Source organism: Candidatus Brocadia sp., from assembly GCA_021646415.1.
Taxonomy (GTDB): Bacteria; Planctomycetota; Brocadiia; order Brocadiales; family Brocadiaceae; genus Brocadia.
The window spans coordinates 1-15,688 of the sequence record SOEU01000003.1 but is presented as its reverse complement, the minus strand read 5'-3'; the positions used below and the strand labels follow the sequence as shown (position 1 = coordinate 15,688).

Here is a 15,688-nt window from a genome sequence, read left to right as displayed (position 1 = left end):
TTCATAAAATAAATATAGTATTTTCTATAACATAATTTATAAGAGTTTGCATATTCTTAATTTTCCTTGCATTTATCATGCCCCCATCGTCTAGCGGCCCAGGATGCCAGGTTCTCAGCCTGGAGACAGGGGTTCAAATCCCCTTGGGGGTACTACCAGAGGTAACTATAATGCAACGGAAATCATTCCTGCTATCATGCGTAAAGTGTTTTCACGCTTTTTTTACAACTTTCAATTTAGAATCTCAAACCCGACGTTACTTTGCGAATCAAAGGAGATGATAGATGCATAAATGGATTCGAAAAACGAAACGTGCTCCGTATAAAGTATTTTTGTTATCAATTTCAGTTTTATTTTTGTTTTCACTCCAGTCGGAGGCATTTAGCAAAACAGGCGGAAAATCCCGGTGGAATATTCAGGGATATGCCCTAAAAAACACGGCTATTAATAAAAATACCAAATCGAACTCTCTGGTAGTGATGGGGGCATTTGCTACTACGGATGAACCTACAACAGAACCCATACCCCTTAAATATGAATATCCAACGTTTAGCAGATTTTATGTAGGAATTGTCATAGTCAATAATAGTGACAGAGACAAAGACGTAACCGTCACCTTCGAACTGTTTGGTATCAGGAGCGGAAAAGAAGATGCAGAGTTTACCATTCCCGGAGAAAGTACATTTTTGGCATATATTGACGACACGCTTGGCAGGCCAGATTTTTATACATACAAGGTAGGTATTAAGAACTCGGGAAGTTCGAAGATCACATTGATGCTGACCGAATAAACCTTGTTTTATTGTAACATATCTCCTTTTTACACCCCCCGGATCCCTTTTCTTAAGGGGGATTTAGCGGCGGCTCTGCTGCGATATGGACGTCAATAAGAAAAGATTCTTAGTCCTGTTTTTGATAAATATATTAATCGCTGTTCATATCATCCTATGGTATAAATTTGGCTATCAAAAAGTCGGGACATTCAGCTTAAACGGAATTGTTAGCCTTTTCGGAATGGGCTTGTTAAATTCCGCGGCTGCATTTTTCATTTTTGTAGTATTTCTAACAGTCTTTTTTGGAAGACTCTTTTGCGGATGGGGATGCCACTTTGCCTTTTTTCAAGACCTTGCCTTAAAAATCCTTTATAAAATTGGAATAAATCCGCAAATCATCCACTCAAAAGCAAGCATCATTCAATATGTCTTTCTCCTGAAAACAGTAACTGTGATTTTTGAATTTTGGCTTATTTACGGCTATCCTCAGTTCCACATAGGTTTCAGTGATACTCAAGTAATGACCGTAGACCTTCCTCGAAACCCCTTCATTATTGCATCGTTTATTGTATTTGATGCCTTTCTTTTTATTTATCTTCTGGGATCAAGGGCATTTTGTCGATATGTATGCCCATGGGCCCCCATGCTTGCAATCTTTGATAATTTGAGCTTTTGGCGTATTCGAAAGGTTAATGAGTGTAGAGGCTGTATGAGTTGTACCAGGAGTTGTACCATGGGAATCCCGGTACATGAGGAAATTGCTCAACACAATGCTGTCGTAAATACAAACTGTATCCGATGCCTTGCTTGTAAAAACGCCTGCCCAAACGGTACGTTAAGTTACCGATGGGGCTTAAATGTGATTTCAATTACCCGCCGAATCAAATGGCTGATTCCACGACAGGGTAATTATAACTGGTATTGTGACTTCTTGCTGATCTTCTGCGGTTTAATGGTTGCGTATTACACCCAGAAATGGCTGGGGAGTTTTCAGACCTTTCTTGGTGCTGCATGGGGATTATGCCTGGGTATTTTAATTATAAGATATTTAGAGCGTAAACACGTACATATGCCAGAAACTATCCCTCAAAAAAGGTGGTTTTTGACTGTAGGCTTGATAACCTTGTCCACTCTTGTTTGGTGTGGGATGACAAATACCCCCCACGATATCCGTTTGTTATTAAGGGGTAACAGATTCTTGGATTTATTGGAATATGACAAGGCCATTGCGATTTACAAGCAAGCAATTAATGAATTTCCCTCTAATCATGAAATCAGAGCTGCCCTTGCATTAGCGTATAAACAAAAGGGCGATTATCGTCGTGCTATAACTGAGTATAAGATCCTCATTAATAGCAATCCTGAAAGTGCAGCACTCCATAATAATTTGGGAACAGTTTATTACAGGAGTGAAAATTACGATTTGGCTATTGAAGAATACAAGAAGTCTATACAAATAAATGAACAACTAACGGCAGCGTATGGCAATCTTGGTTTAGTTCTTTTAAAGAAAGGAAGTGTAAAGGAGGCCATTCCCTTTCTCAGAAAAGTCTTTCAAAACGAAGAAGATATGTTAAAATGCATTAATATGTTATATAAACCCAATAAGGAACAAACCGGATAGAAAGAGAGGGGCATTATGGAAAATGTTTATACTTGTGAGACGTGCGGTATGGTAACGACAAAAAAAGGTCACCTTTGCAATCCAGTACCCGCCAAGAAGGTCGTTGCTTGCAAATTTTGTGGTACTGTAACTGGTGACCCCCGACATGTGTGCGCACCACAGGTCGTTAATTTAAAATACATTTGTGACTCATGTGGTCGGCTTGCTTCCAAGCGTGATATGCTTTGCCGCCCATCACCCATACCAAAACAGAAGAAGGCAGTCAAAAAGTCTGTTTCAAAAAAAGTAGGGAAAGCTAAAAAATCAAAATCAAAATAGGTAATTTGCATTTTATAGGAGCAGGCTTTCCAGCATTGACATAAAATCGCAATGAAAGCATAGACGACACTATTGATTAATTCAAAAAATTCCTATACGGCGGTATGGTATATGACTTCCAAAGTGAAAGGAATGTGGAGTTTGGTAGTGTAAGTGCTTTAGTGGTCGGGGCGAGAGGATTTGAACCTCCGACCTCCTGCTCCCAAGGCAGGCGCGCTAGCCAAACTGCGCTACGCCCCGTTAATTAATTTAGTGCTAGCCACACCAGCAACAGTTTCCATATTATACGGTGTATATATTGAAATACAAGGAAAAACAATATTTATTTATATTTCATGAAAATTCTGAAGTATTATAAAATAGGAAAATAGTGGAAAACCAGCGTAAATGTTTTTGTAAGGTTTGAATTTGTAAGAGCTTAAGTTTCTATAGGTTAGCTCGGCTTGCGGTTTCGCAATATTTTCCTTGACATAGAACGTTATTAGGATTAAAATAATTGCAAATTAAGAGCTATTTTAAATAAATAGTACATATTCAGATAAAGGCAAACCCTAGGCAACTAGGGGACGCAAAGTAAAGGATCTTTAAAGTATTTTCCTGCTGGGGCAGGAGAATATAAAGACAGCCTTACTGCCGAAGATGTTTTTCGTGACCATCTTTGCAGTAAGGCTTTTTTTGTTCATGGATTGAATATGTCAAAAAATTAAATATTTGGAACAATATTATACAGAGTTTTGTTTTTTAAATCGATTGTAATTTACTTTATTAACCTTTTAAGGAGTTCATGATGAGTGTCCAGCATAAAGAAAAATCAAAGCGTAAAACTTTAAAAAAATACAATGAAAAAACCCTTTCCTTAAAAAATGTTTACACAGACAAGGCGGAAAGGAGTTGTCTCATGTGTGGAAAAAAATTCATTAGCAGAGGTCCACACAATAGGCGGTGCCCAAAGTGCAACCAGAAGATAGATCAGGCTGCAGAAAACACTTTTTACATGCCGACAATATACAATAACGATGGCAGTCCTGCAGGAGATTTTGCACCGGTAGGTTAATGAATAGTAGGAGCATTAATTGTTGTTCGAAAGGGGTTGGGTAATAGGTATTACCCAACCCCTTTTTTGTTACTGCCTATTTATAATTTTACTAGTACCTCTGCATGATAAATCAATTGAATACTTTACGGGCACATACCCGAGAAATATTTTATGCAGGACTACGAGCGGTAGAGCCTAGTACTTGCATGCGCAGGCATATTCACCTCGATGGTAGTTCGTTGCGGATAGGGGAAGTAACTTACCGCCTTAATACCTATAAGGATATTTATGTTGTTGGATTTGGCAAGGCCAGTGGTTTCATGGCTGTAACACTTGAAGAATTGCTGGGGGAAAGGATAAAGGCGGGCATTGTTAATATACGATATGGTTATCATGCGCCATGCAAGATTATCAAAATAAATATGGCCGGGCATCCGGTTCCTGATGAGGCTGGAATAAAAGGCACAATCGAAATCGTTCATCTTTTAAGAAATGCTGAGGAAAACGATCTTGTCATATGTCTAATTTCTGGAGGGGGTTCGGCTTTATTTGAGTTGCCCTGCGATGGGATAAGTTTGGGTGAAGTGCAGGAGATTACTGAACTGCTTCTGAAAAGTGGTGCAGGGATTAATGAAGTCAATACCATACGAAAGCATATTTCACAGGTAAAAGGGGGTCGTTTGGCAAAAATGTGCAAGGCGGAGATTGCGTCGTTAATATTGTCAGATGTAGTGAATAATCAACCGGACACCATTGCATCCGGACCAACATTACCAGACTATAGCACCTTTTTAGATTGTGAAAAGATTTTTATGAAGTATGAACTATTTCAAAAAATTCCCGTATCAATCAGAATGCATATCCAAAAAGGTCTTGATGGTAAAATAAAAGAAACACCGAAATTTACCGATAAAATTTTTGATAAGGTCTACAATGTAATAATTGGAAATAATCGTATGGCATTAGAAGCCTCGTATAACAAGGCGATGGAATTAGGATATCACACCGTTGTCCTTACTTCTTATCTGAACGGTGAGGCACGGGAGGTAGCCAGGGTATATGGCGCTATTGCCAAAGAAATCTATCAGACAGGAAATCCTGCTGAACGGCCTGCTTGCATTATTGCGGGTGGAGAAACTACCGTTACAGTAAAGGGAGACGGGAAAGGCGGGAGAAATCAGGAATTTGTTTTATCTGCTGCGATGGAAATTAACGGATTGGAAAATACGGTTATTTTCAGCGCGGGTACGGATGGTATAGATGGAAATACAGATGCTGCCGGGGCCATTGCAGATGGTTTTACCGTTGCACGTGCAAAGAGCATAGCAATGAATCCAGAAGCATATCTTGGTAATAATGATTCGTATTCATTTTTTAAAGGGTTGAATGACCAGATCGTTACTGGCCCAACGAAAACAAACGTGATGGATATTATGCTATTGCTTGTCAAATAAATCAGATTATTTTCTTGCGTTTTTACCAGAAAAAGAAGTTAATAATCTTTCACATTACAAAAAATCCAGTTTATTCACATCAACTCAAAAATTTGAGGAACGATGAGAATTCTGTCGGGTTTAAATTTATTCATTATTTTCCTGTGCTGCTGTGTGGGAATATTCATCGGGTTATGCTGCTATACATTTTATTATGCAAACGGGGCATCCTATCTATCGGACGATCCGAAGGCTTGCGTTAACTGCCACATCATGCGTGAACAGTATGATGGCTGGCAAAAGGCGAGTCATCATGCTGTTGCAACGTGCAACGATTGCCATATACCACATGAGTTTGTGGTAAAATATTTCATAAAGTTAAAAAACGGTTTCTGGCATTCAAAGGGCTTTACCTTGCAGGATTTCAGTGAGCCAATTCGAATTCTTCCGGAGAATCGTGTCATTTTGCAAAAGAATTGTTTGTATTGCCACGGGGAGTTCGTAAGCGAGATTGCTACTCACCCTGATAACGACCGGCAAATGCTGGATTGTATCCATTGTCACAGTGGCGTTGGTCACGGTCCGGCACGCTAGATTGAGGAAAAACGAAGTCATGAATCGTCAATCGTCAGTTCATTTTCGAGATAGTACAAAGTTTTTTTATCTGTTAATAATTGTTGTGGTTGCAGCAGCGACGGTGGGAGTTGTTTTTCTGTTAAAAAATGTTACCCGACGCAAAGAAGAGGCGAAACAGCACGTGTTTCGCGTTGCGGAAGTAACTGAGGATACCATCGATCCTGTAGTTTGGGGAAAAAATTATCCACGTCAATACGATGGATATCGCCGGACAGTGGATACAGAGCGGACCCGACACGGTGGAAGTGATGCCTTTAATAAGCTTGAAGAAGATCCGCACTGGCGTGAGATCTTTAAAGGTTATGCCTTCGGCGTGGATTATCGCGAGGACCGAGGTCATGCCTACATGCTCTCTGACCAGGATATAACGGAACGGATTAAAATTGTCAGGCAACCGGGGGCATGTCTGCACTGTCATTCATCTGTCCTGTCTGCTTATCGTGAAGCTGGAATTATGGCAGGTATACCTGCGGATGAAGCACATCGGCAGGAGCAAATTATGAAAGGTTTTGAAATAGTCTGTGCCATGCCGTATGATGAGGCTCGCAAGATGGTCTCCCATCCTGTATCCTGTATTGATTGCCACGATCCGGAGACCATGCAATTACGAGTTACCCGGCCTGCCTTTCTCAATGCGATTCGAGAGTTAGCCAGATCGGATTATCCATTACCCCATTTACCCAGCATTGAACGCTGGCGGAAAGATGGGCTTAAAGGCGAGTATGATGTTAACATCATGGCAACACGGCAAGAGATGCGCTCGTTTGCCTGTGGTCAATGTCATGTAGAGTATTACTTTAAAGGCGAAGGCAAGCTCTTAACGTATCCCTGGCGCAAAGGTATGAGGGTAGAACAGATCGAAGGCTATTATGATGAAATGGGCTTTAAAGACTGGACGCATAAAACAACCGGTGCGCAAGCACTCAAAGCACAACATCCTGAATTTGAAATGTGGAGCCAGGGGATTCATGCCCGCAGCGGCGTGGCATGTGCGGATTGCCATATGCCCTACAAGCGGGAAGGTGCAATCAAAATCAGCGATCACCATGTGCGTAGTCCGTTATTGAACATTTCCAATGCGTGTCAAACCTGTCATCATTTTAGCGAATCGGAACTCAAGGCGCGTGTCGAATTGATTCAGGACCGCACGAGAGAGTTAATGGGTCGTGCTGAGGTTGCTGTTGTTGCTCTTATTCGTGATGTACAACGGGCGCAAGAATCTGGAATACTTACAGAACAATTGAAAGCAGCGCAAGACTTGCACCGTAAGTCTCAGTGGCGATTGGACTTTGTGGCTGCAGAAAATTCAATGGGCTTCCACTCCCCACAAGAAGCTGCACGTATCCTGGGTGAGGCAATTGATTATGCACGGCAAGGGCAGCTTGAGATATTAAAATTGGAAACAGTGGCACGTTGAAGTAATAATTTCTTAATGCGAAAAGGATTTTTCATCCATCAATGAACTCCTTTGCTGAAATCCCCATGCAAGATTCCCGCCATACGGAAAGCCGTTCAGACAACCCTAATTCGGTTATATAATTATAATCCACTTGTGACCCCGCTTCGATCTCCATTGGATACACCGTGTTTCCCAGCGCATCGGCAATGTGTACCGCGGTCACTAAAGTAAAGGTTTTAGCGGGGCATTTTGCTGGGATGTGATGGAAGGCAATGGCTTCAATAATGGAATCGGATAAACCCCAGAGACCGAGGAGATATGCACCTACTTCGGCATGTGTTCCGTTGAATATCTCCTGTTCCCCTTCCCAATGGGGAATGCTCTTCTCATATACCAAGTCTAACATTTTGTCGTATTGAAGAAGGAGGTTTGCAGCGAGTATTAATTTGCCTATATCATGAAACATGCCTGCGATCAGCGCATCATCGATCAATTTCGATGGATAGTTCTCTGCCCTGGCGATTTGCTTTGCAAATGCTCCAACTATCATGCTATGTTTCCAGAGAATATCAGCCGAAAACCTTCGCAATTTAACATGTTCAAAACTTGAAAATAGCTGATATGACAGAACTAAAGCCCTGATGGTACTCAAACCCAGGACAACTACTGCCTCAGTTGGATTGGAGATACGACGGCGGAGTCCGTAAAAGGCTGAGTTAACAATCTGTAGAATTTTTGCGGTCATTCCAAGGTCTTTAGATATGACCTGTCCTACCTTTTCCATAGATACATTTGGTGATTGTAACACTTCCAGTATTTCAAGATACAAATTTGAAAGGCTTGGGAGCGACTCTATCTGCAATACTAATTTCTTGAGTGATTTATCCTTCAACAAACCTTGCATCGCACACGAGCGGGCAATCGTTGTTTTCAAAGACTCTGTGTCGCATGGCTTTGAAAGGAATTGGTGTATGAGGTGGGATGATGATAGGAAGACGTCTTGATCTGTCTGTCCGGATAGGATGATTCGCACCACACTGGGATATCTTCTCATCACTTCGTTCAGGAGTTGTGTGCCGTTCATACCCGGCATATGCATATCCGTTACTATTACATCAAACGAGGATTTTGCCAATATTTCTAATGCTTCTTGTCCACTTGTGGCAAATTCCATATGCCATTCATGACGCATGAAGCGCAACATTCGCTGAAGCCCCTGAAGTACTTTCAACTCGTCGTCAACAAAGAGAATTCTTTTCATGCCATGAAGAAAGATTATCTGCGTGTTCCAGCTTATACAGAGTGGTCTCTGTCTTTTTCAGCATTTCCCGTATCAATCAAGCATCACCCGGGTTATCTTCTATCAGAAGAATTTTATCTGTTTTTCGTCCATTCCACTACTTCCACAGCAACTTCACCATAGGAAGTCAGAGAATTTTGAATCTTAATCCCTAACGGGGCGAAGACTCAGACCGATAGAAGACGCTTGGAGCCATAGATTTCGCTGATTACCAGATATCTGACAATGCAATTCCACAGATTATTTACATTCTTGTCAGTGAAATCTGTGCAATCTGTGGTTCCCGTAGTCATTTTAAAAAACTTGACTCATTTAAAAAAATAAATTGCATATAAAGGTTTTTAAAGGATTAAGATTCGTTATTTATTTTCTTTGCATATATTGTTTTTTAATTGCATTTTTTATACTCAATTATCGGAATGATACTGTGGTAATTTAGGGGAAATTTAAAAATTTACTCAATACGGGTGGGCGGTAGATTGATGCAAGAAATTTTAATCAGTGTTGGTGTTTATAAAAAATCTCTTTAAACGCTGGAGCAATATTTAAACACCTTAAGTACTTTTGGATCAAAGTGCTCTGGCATCGTTCTTCCATCGCCTTCAGTTATAACCTTTAAGGCATCGTTGTGTTTCAAAGACGATTTAAACGGTCTCTGGTCTGTTCTCTACCAGTAGTATCTCTAAAGGTTTTAAAATTCATCTGAGAATTTGTAACTAGTAACCACTTTTTTCCAAGGTAAATCTTTGTAAACTTTCAGCTTACAAGTCTATTTTGCAAGTTTTTACACTGCATTGCGGATCACTAACAGGAATCGTAAAAAAATTTAAATTTGAATGATTTTATAGTTTTTTAATCCGTGGAAATTCTTTCTCTGATATGCATTGGCTGGATGACTTAAATTTTTCATAAAATGTGATTGTCTCTTCCAGGAAATTGTCCAGGTCTATTTTCGTTTTCAGCCTTTCGAATTCTTTTAAGAGTTTAATGCCTTTTTTGAGGAGTTTTAATGCCCCGGTATAATTTTTCCGCTTGTAGTGATGGAGCGCTATTGCAACCATGATCAGTCCCTGGATGAAATATTTTTCGGGTGATCTTTCAGTATCACGCCATTGATCTTCCCAGGTTTCGTGGGCTTCGAAATAATTCCCTTCATTAAAGAATTTTATGCCTTTTTCAAAATTATCCATATTTATATTCATATAGTATTAGTATGCATACCCTGCTGAGCGGGATTTATCCTTTACGCAATACCGGCCAAAATTCAATTGTATTTTATAGCCACCCCTCGTCCCATCCTTGCGAAGGAGGAGAAAAAGGGGAAATTTTCCCTCAGATATTGGGCAGAATTCCTTTACACAATATGCACAATTCTGTTTCCTTTTACGACTTCACCAATAACCATTCCCGGTTCTTTTGCGTATTTAAGATCATTTAAGACTGTTTTCACATCAGATTTGGATACGATCAGTACCATGCCAATACCCATATTAAATACATGGGACATTTCCAGATCATCGATGTTGCCCAGGTCCTGTATGATTTTGAATATCCTTGGGACATTCCATCGGTCCCTTTCTAGCTGAACAGCACATCCTTCCGGTAAGATACGAGGTATATTTTCCAGTAGCCCACCCCCCGTAATATGCGCCATACCTTTGATGATCTTCTTTGTTTTCTGTTTATTCAATACCTTCAAGATCGGTTTTACATAAATCTTAGTAGGTCTTATCAATTCTTCTCCCAGGGTGGTATTCAAGTCGTATTTACTAAGTTTTTGGTTTATTTTCATTTTTGCCTTGTCAAAGAAGACCTTTCGTACAAGGGAAAATCCATTGCTATGGATTCCGCTTGAACTCAAACCGATTACTATATCCCCGGGTTTTATTGTTTTGCCATTGATAATCTTGTCCTTTTCAACAACGCCCACCACAAAACCTGCAATGTCGTATTCACCTTCCTGGTAAAATCCTGGCATTTCCGGTGTTTCACCGCCAATGAGGGCGCACCCAGCCTGGCGACATCCTTCTGCAATACCATCTATTACCTCATGCAGGACCTTTGGTACAATTTTGCTGCTTGCCAGGTAGTCGAGAAGAAATAAGGGTTCGGCTCCCAATACGATGATGTCATTGACGCACATGGCTACCAGATCGATTCCAATGGCATCATGCTTATCCATCATAAAGGCGATTTTCAATTTGGTACCAACCCCATCAGTGGAGGAGACAAGTATGGGCTGACGATATTTCTTAAAACGGGAGGTTAAAGCAAACAGCCCCCCGAAACCATCAGGATTTTCAATTACCCGTGAACTAAAGGTCGTTTGCATTTTTGAGTAAATATCTGTTGTAAATTGACCTTTTGTGTCAATGTTAACACCTGCATTTTTATATGAAAGTCCTTTTTTTATTTTTTTTGTCATAGATTATCCATTGTAAAGCAGGGGTAAAACGTCCGTTCGTCCTACAATAATTAAATTACTATTTTTTTCTCTGTCCTCTCTGTGTCTTTGTGGTTTATTTTTTCCTTCCATGAAGGCCTTATTGATCCCACCCTTCCTTTGTAAAAACCAAGACACAAACCATAGACATAGGCGAATTCACGAACGAGGGGTAAGACTGCAAGTACAGGTAACGTTTTTAACGATGCACTGTTTCCGGTTCTTGCCATAACGATTGCACCTAATGGAACGTAAAGAAGTGTCAATAAACTTAATAAAAGTAAGAAAATCAAACCTGGCACGAAATACACGCGTATTCCATAAGGCACTGTAGCCAGAAATGCGAAAAGACTTATGAAAAGCGCCATAAATATTATGGGGCGTATCCATAGTTTTATATTGAATGGCAGTTGTTCACGAAATTTCAGGCCCATTGCATATCCCCAGTAAAACTTTCTCTTCCAGATACCTGGCCATGTGTCTGGATATTGGGTACTCACAATATTGTTGGGATCATAAACAACTTTACCTATCCTGCTTAATTTCCATCCTAATTCAGAATCTTCACTCCACCACGAATTTTCGTTAAAACCTCCTAAATTTAATAGCGCATCTCTACGAACAGCTGAATTCACACCCGACAGCTTATTGGGCACAAGTGACTTCTTAAATACCCCATTTAATATTTGATCCAGAACACTCGTCGCATTTACCAGGGGTTTATCCTTGTTTCGTGCCTGATAAGCCCCTCCTACGGCAATGGCGCCCTGTTGTTCAAAGGGTGATTGAAACCTTTGCAACCAATCAACGGGTACAACCGTGTCGGCGTCCGTTGTGATAACAACATCACCTGTAACCTTCTGCAACCCGGAGTTCAGGGCAGCAGCCCTTCCACCATTCTTTTCCCGTCTGACTAAAATTACTCCTTTGTCCAAAAACCCCTCAACTGACTGAACGGTACCATCGGTTGAGGCATCGTCAATAACAATGATTTCCTTACCGTCATAAGTAAGTGAAGTGAGGGAATTGAGACAGGATGAAATAGATCGTTCTTCATTGTATGCAGGAACGAGGATGGAAAATTTCATCAGAAATTCCCCCTTACCCGCACCCTCTCCCACGGGGGGGGAGGGGATTTTTCTCCTCTATCACTAAGGCTGTCTAGGAAGCTTAATATGCCTCTCCCTCGTTGGAAGGAGTGTTTGGAAAGGTGAAAAATACTTATGTTTTTTTGTGGGTTGCTATGCATAAAATCATTTATCTAAAAGAGCTTCCGGAACATGGCCTTTAAGGAATCCAGGGAACCCAATCGTCGTATGTTTTTCAGGATAAAACGGGGCGTCAGAAAAAATTCAAAATTGGCACGGCGCACGGCATTTTCCAAATCAGTCTTGCCAAGATGAGGATAGGCAATATTGGCCTCCTTTGCCACATTGACGGGCTTATAATCTCCATAAACAAAGAGTTTGTTTTCTTTGGCAATTTTATAAAATTCTGTACCGGGGAAAGGGTTGGCAATGTTATACATGACCTGATCTACCTTCAGCCGTTTGACCTCTTCCATATTCTTTTTTATGGTGTCCATTGTTTCCAGTGGCGATGCACCAAACATGATATTGATCTTTGCATTAATACCATATTTCCTGACCAATTTTATGGCTTCTTCGTTCTTCCTGACGTCAATGTCTTTCCTGACGTAATCCAGTATCTCTTGATTAAATGATTCAACGCCGAGATCGATAAATTTGCAGTTTGCTGCTGACATGGCTTTTACAATGGGTTCGCTTAGATGGTCTGATCTCGCTGAACAGCCCCACACGATACCCAGGTCTTTGATACCTTCGCAAATTTTAACCGTCCGCTCTTCGCCCCATACAAACTGGTCGTCCTGGATATTTACGGCCTTGTAACCCTGAGATTTTAGCAATTGAAATTCCTTGATAATATTTTCAGGAGACCTCTTTCTTACCGCTGGTTTCTTGCCAACATGGTGTTTGTATTCAAGTTCCCGCGAAAAGCTTAAAGAAGATGGGACACAATAGATACACCGGTATGAGCAACCCCTTGATGTACAAACAGCCGTAAAAGGTCTTTTCCCTAACTTTGGATTATAATAGACATCTCTTTCTTCCAGGAGGTGCCTGGCTGGAAAGGGCAACATATCCAAGTCTTCTATCGGTTCCCTGTTAGCATTATGAATGATTTCACCTGAGAATGGATTTTCCACCCCCACATCCCCCCCTTGCGAATGGGGGGATAGAGGGGGGGTATTTTCTATAAGTCTATGGCCTATATGAGTTCCACTTTTCTTTCTAAAAGATACGCTTTCTATACCTTTCATATTTGATTTTGTTTCTAAGGCCTTCACGAGCTTAAGCATCGTGTATTCAGGTTCACCCCTGACAACATAGGTATTGTCATCAACTACAAACTCTGCTGGCCGGTCAGATGGTGCAGGACCAAAAAAGACGATAGGTAAATCTCCTCGAATCTCACGAATGTCCTTTAGCGCCTGAAAATCGGTATTTTGGGAGAGATTGACAGAATAGAAACAATAGACATCGCTCAGGTCTTCTCTTAAAAATGCCAAAAAATGCCCCCGATCCCACTTTTTAATAGTAGTCTCAATGTACTTAACTTCATAACCCTCTTTCTCCAGGACGGCGGCGGCGCTCAGCAGAAAGATGTTTGGGACATAATAGAGTAAATAAGCACACCCTGCAACTCGTTCAGGGATATTTCCATCAATTGGGGGTGGTACGAGAAAGGTAATTTTCATATGATATATTTTTTAAATTTAAAATATAACTGGGTCTTTATGATATGTAAAATAATTTCTTCAGCTTATTATTCACTTCACTAATATTACTTTACCCCTGATTATACAATGGTTTCCCCATCAGAAGAAGTGTAAATATCCTCCCTTGGTTCTTTCAAAAAATCGAAAGCATTATTAACACCTGCCAACTTGAGCCGTTCCTTTTCATCCGTGTCTATTTCTTCTTGCAATAATATAATAACACGAACTTTTTTTGGACCAACAACTGGTAGTGGTTCATCTAATACAAGTTGCCTTTTTGCATCAATAGTGGCAGTCGTTTCAATAGCTTTTTCTACTTTGTCCATAATATATCCTCACTGATAATCTCATATTCAACCATAACTTTTTCATAAGCCACTCCCCCCTGCCAATTTGCCAAGGATGAGATATATAGGGACACGGGTACCAGTGATGACTGGTTTGCCAAACCGTACTTTCTCATCGACACTGATTCTTGGAGCTATTTCTACGATTTGCCTCCAGATTTGTTATAAGCATAAGGAAATGTTGGGTTTCACTTCGTTCAACCCAACCTACTTAACTCTTTCGCGGGTTCAAGTTTTCAACTTGAACCCGAATATTTTACGATCGTATAGACTTTATAAACAACTTTACTCTTTTCTAATCCTCACCTTGCCCGGTTCTATTATAATCAAATTGCTATTAAAATCATCCTCTGCAAACTCACTAAATCTTTCCACAAGTTGACGGTTTATTTCATTGGTAGTCATTTCGTTCGGGAAGTGTACAATAACGATACCAAAATGACGTCCTATTGGAAAATGCAGTATATTGCCAAAGCCCATACCACCAGTAATAAGCACTGCCTGATCGTTCTGGGCAAATTGGTAAACCTTTTTATCATCGGCACCACGAAGTCCGTAATCTCGGATATCTTTGACTTCATAACCACGATCTTTGAGAGCTCCAGCAGTAGAGCGTGGCATATCTTCATCGATTAAAAACTTTGGCATATTAACTTACTGCCCGTATTTCTTCACTTGACAAGGTCTTGGCTGCGTAATCGAGAACTGCTAATATATCTTCACGTGTAATCTCATATTCAGCCATAACTTCTTCATAAGTCATGCCGCCTGCCAGTTTACCAAGAATAAGATCTACAGGAACTCGTGTCCCTGTAATGACAGGTTTGCCAAAACGGACTTTCTCATCGACACTGATTCTTGGAGCTATTTCCATGGTTTTCTTCCCGATTTGTCATTAGCATAAAGAAATGTTGGCTTTCACTTCGTCCAACCCAACCTACTTAACTTCTAAATTTTCTTTTAGTGTTTTGAACTCTTCAAATTTATTGGCATAAGCTTTTAAATCACTTTTCAGTTTTGGATCAATTTCCAACGCCTTTTTTAGAGAGTTTACAGCATTATTGATTTTGCCTTGTTTTACCTGCGACGCTGCCTGCCAGAAAAATAACCATTTATACTCATATTTAGGCTGTAACGGAAATTTATTAACAAAATTCTTAACAAATTCAAAATCTTCTTTTGCTTTATCATCTTCTCCGATTAAAGAGTAAAATCCACCACGAATACATCTTGCATGAATAGCGTTAGAATCGACATCAATCGTTTTGTCTAGAAGCGCAATAACTTCTCTTTTTTTGTTATCGGTAAGAGTACCTCTTTTAATGTAGCTAAGGGCTTTAAAGTAATATTTGTATGGTGATTTGTACTTTGCTTCGTTCTTATGTTTTGCCCACCACCCTTTTACAGAATCTATTTCAAGTGGACGAAAATTCTCACCGGTTAAATAATATAACCTAAATTCTGCAAATGATTTTCGCGTAGCAAAAATCGGCCTTCCATAATACCCTTACTACGCAAAAATCAATAATAAACTTCAATATTTGGCGGTTTGCGGAGTTACCCGGTGGCGTTATAGGCG

General features: G+C 40.3%; 15 protein-coding genes, 2 tRNA genes, 1 pseudogene and 1 riboswitch. Of the genes and pseudogenes, 8 read left to right on the top strand and 10 right to left on the bottom strand.

The window, feature by feature from the left end; translation table 11 throughout:
• Nucleotides 1–79 precede the first annotated feature (79 nt).
• The 4 genes from E3K36_03910 to E3K36_03895 all read left to right on the top strand — a co-directional run bounded on the left by E3K36_03910 (nucleotide 80) and on the right by E3K36_03895 (nucleotide 2,715).
• Nucleotides 80–155, top strand: a tRNA-Glu gene (locus tag E3K36_03910).
• Nucleotides 156–284: 129 nt separating this feature from the next.
• Entirely contained in the window at nucleotides 285–791 is a 507-nt protein-coding gene (locus E3K36_03905; protein MCF6154395.1) for a hypothetical protein, read from the top strand.
• Nucleotides 792–876: 85 nt separating this feature from the next.
• A complete protein-coding gene (locus E3K36_03900; GenBank protein ID MCF6154394.1) occupies nucleotides 877–2,397 on the top strand; it encodes a tetratricopeptide repeat protein in 1,521 nt (506 codons plus the stop codon).
• Between the two features lie 15 nt (nucleotides 2,398–2,412).
• Complete coding sequence (locus E3K36_03895; GenBank protein MCF6154393.1) at nucleotides 2,413–2,715, top strand: hypothetical protein; 303 nt, start codon at nucleotides 2,413–2,415, stop codon at nucleotides 2,713–2,715.
• A 162-nt stretch (nucleotides 2,716–2,877) separates the two neighbouring features.
• Here E3K36_03895 and E3K36_03890 read toward each other — a convergent pair.
• Nucleotides 2,878–2,955: transfer RNA gene (locus E3K36_03890), tRNA-Pro, on the bottom strand.
• 293 nt (nucleotides 2,956–3,248) lie between these two features.
• Nucleotides 3,249–3,353: riboswitch (cyclic di-GMP riboswitch) on the top strand.
• Nucleotides 3,354–3,499: 146 nt separating this feature from the next.
• Here E3K36_03890 and E3K36_03885 point away from each other — a divergent pair.
• The 4 genes from E3K36_03885 (at nucleotide 3,500) to E3K36_03870 (ending at nucleotide 7,237) form a co-directional block, all read left to right on the top strand.
• Nucleotides 3,500–3,769: a hypothetical protein gene (locus tag E3K36_03885; GenBank protein ID MCF6154392.1), complete on the top strand. Its 270-nt coding sequence runs from the start codon at nucleotides 3,500–3,502 to the stop codon at nucleotides 3,767–3,769.
• A gap of 107 nt (nucleotides 3,770–3,876) precedes the next feature.
• The gene (locus E3K36_03880) at nucleotides 3,877–5,205 is read left to right on the top strand and encodes a glycerate kinase (GenBank protein MCF6154391.1); all 1,329 of its coding nucleotides are present in this window, start codon (nucleotides 3,877–3,879) and stop codon (nucleotides 5,203–5,205) included.
• Nucleotides 5,206–5,307: 102 nt separating this feature from the next.
• Nucleotides 5,308–5,778 (top strand): cytochrome c nitrite reductase small subunit, encoded by a 471-nt coding sequence (gene nrfH, locus E3K36_03875; GenBank protein ID MCF6154390.1) that lies wholly within the window; start codon nucleotides 5,308–5,310, stop codon nucleotides 5,776–5,778.
• A 19-nt stretch (nucleotides 5,779–5,797) separates the two neighbouring features.
• On the top strand, nucleotides 5,798–7,237 hold the full coding sequence (locus E3K36_03870; GenBank protein ID MCF6154389.1) for an ammonia-forming cytochrome c nitrite reductase subunit c552: 1,440 nt from the start codon (nucleotides 5,798–5,800) through the stop codon (nucleotides 7,235–7,237).
• A 31-nt stretch (nucleotides 7,238–7,268) separates the two neighbouring features.
• Here E3K36_03870 and E3K36_03865 read toward each other — a convergent pair whose 3' ends face one another.
• From E3K36_03865 to E3K36_03825, 9 genes and pseudogenes are all read right to left on the bottom strand, one after another.
• The gene (locus tag E3K36_03865; protein MCF6154388.1) at nucleotides 7,269–8,480 is read right to left on the bottom strand and encodes an HDOD domain-containing protein; all 1,212 of its coding nucleotides are present in this window, start codon (nucleotides 8,478–8,480) and stop codon (nucleotides 7,269–7,271) included.
• A gap of 881 nt (nucleotides 8,481–9,361) precedes the next feature.
• The gene (locus E3K36_03860) at nucleotides 9,362–9,721 is read right to left on the bottom strand and encodes a DUF309 domain-containing protein (protein MCF6154387.1); all 360 of its coding nucleotides are present in this window, start codon (nucleotides 9,719–9,721) and stop codon (nucleotides 9,362–9,364) included.
• A 152-nt stretch (nucleotides 9,722–9,873) separates the two neighbouring features.
• The gene (locus E3K36_03855) at nucleotides 9,874–10,944 is read right to left on the bottom strand and encodes a phosphoribosylformylglycinamidine cyclo-ligase (GenBank protein ID MCF6154386.1); all 1,071 of its coding nucleotides are present in this window, start codon (nucleotides 10,942–10,944) and stop codon (nucleotides 9,874–9,876) included.
• A 50-nt stretch (nucleotides 10,945–10,994) separates the two neighbouring features.
• A complete protein-coding gene (locus tag E3K36_03850; GenBank protein MCF6154385.1) occupies nucleotides 10,995–12,050 on the bottom strand; it encodes a glycosyltransferase family 2 protein in 1,056 nt (351 codons plus the stop codon).
• Between the two features lie 173 nt (nucleotides 12,051–12,223).
• Entirely contained in the window at nucleotides 12,224–13,741 is a 1,518-nt protein-coding gene (locus tag E3K36_03845; GenBank protein ID MCF6154384.1) for a radical SAM protein, read from the bottom strand.
• Nucleotides 13,742–13,842: 101 nt separating this feature from the next.
• Entirely contained in the window at nucleotides 13,843–14,088 is a 246-nt protein-coding gene (locus E3K36_03840) for a hypothetical protein (GenBank protein ID MCF6154383.1), read from the bottom strand.
• Nucleotides 14,076–14,256 (bottom strand): annotated as a pseudogene (locus tag E3K36_03835) (DUF433 domain-containing protein). The gene E3K36_03840 and the pseudogene E3K36_03835 overlap by 13 nt, the downstream one beginning before the upstream one ends.
• Before the next feature lie 138 nt (nucleotides 14,257–14,394).
• Nucleotides 14,395–14,757: a hypothetical protein gene (locus tag E3K36_03830; GenBank protein ID MCF6154382.1), complete on the bottom strand. Its 363-nt coding sequence runs from the start codon at nucleotides 14,755–14,757 to the stop codon at nucleotides 14,395–14,397.
• A 1-nt stretch (nucleotide 14,758) separates the two neighbouring features.
• Nucleotides 14,759–14,983: a DUF433 domain-containing protein gene (locus E3K36_03825; GenBank protein ID MCF6154381.1), complete on the bottom strand. Its 225-nt coding sequence runs from the start codon at nucleotides 14,981–14,983 to the stop codon at nucleotides 14,759–14,761.
• Nucleotides 14,984–15,688 lie beyond the last annotated feature (705 nt).

Bases quoted from the DNA above. Each gene is read 5' to 3' on its own strand.
- E3K36_03850 (MCF6154385.1), bottom strand. From the start codon at position 12,050: ATGAAATTTTCCATCCTCGTTCCTGCATACAATGAAGAACGATCTATT.
- E3K36_03830 (MCF6154382.1), bottom strand. From the start codon at position 14,757: ATGCCAAAGTTTTTAATCGATGAAGATATGCCACGCTCTACTGCTGGA.
- E3K36_03900 (MCF6154394.1), top strand. From the start codon at position 877: ATGGACGTCAATAAGAAAAGATTCTTAGTCCTGTTTTTGATAAATATA.
- E3K36_03825 (MCF6154381.1), bottom strand. From the start codon at position 14,983: ATGGAAATAGCTCCAAGAATCAGTGTCGATGAGAAAGTCCGTTTTGGC.
- E3K36_03905 (MCF6154395.1), top strand. From the start codon at position 285: ATGCATAAATGGATTCGAAAAACGAAACGTGCTCCGTATAAAGTATTT.
- E3K36_03860 (MCF6154387.1), bottom strand. From the start codon at position 9,721: ATGAATATAAATATGGATAATTTTGAAAAAGGCATAAAATTCTTTAAT.
- E3K36_03870 (MCF6154389.1), top strand. From the start codon at position 5,798: ATGAATCGTCAATCGTCAGTTCATTTTCGAGATAGTACAAAGTTTTTT.
- E3K36_03845 (MCF6154384.1), bottom strand. From the start codon at position 13,741: ATGAAAATTACCTTTCTCGTACCACCCCCAATTGATGGAAATATCCCT.
- E3K36_03855 (MCF6154386.1), bottom strand. From the start codon at position 10,944: ATGACAAAAAAAATAAAAAAAGGACTTTCATATAAAAATGCAGGTGTT.
- E3K36_03840 (MCF6154383.1), bottom strand. From the start codon at position 14,088: ATGGACAAAGTAGAAAAAGCTATTGAAACGACTGCCACTATTGATGCA.
- nrfH (MCF6154390.1), top strand. From the start codon at position 5,308: ATGAGAATTCTGTCGGGTTTAAATTTATTCATTATTTTCCTGTGCTGC.
- E3K36_03885 (MCF6154392.1), top strand. From the start codon at position 3,500: ATGATGAGTGTCCAGCATAAAGAAAAATCAAAGCGTAAAACTTTAAAA.
- E3K36_03865 (MCF6154388.1), bottom strand. From the start codon at position 8,480: ATGAAAAGAATTCTCTTTGTTGACGACGAGTTGAAAGTACTTCAGGGG.
- E3K36_03895 (MCF6154393.1), top strand. From the start codon at position 2,413: ATGGAAAATGTTTATACTTGTGAGACGTGCGGTATGGTAACGACAAAA.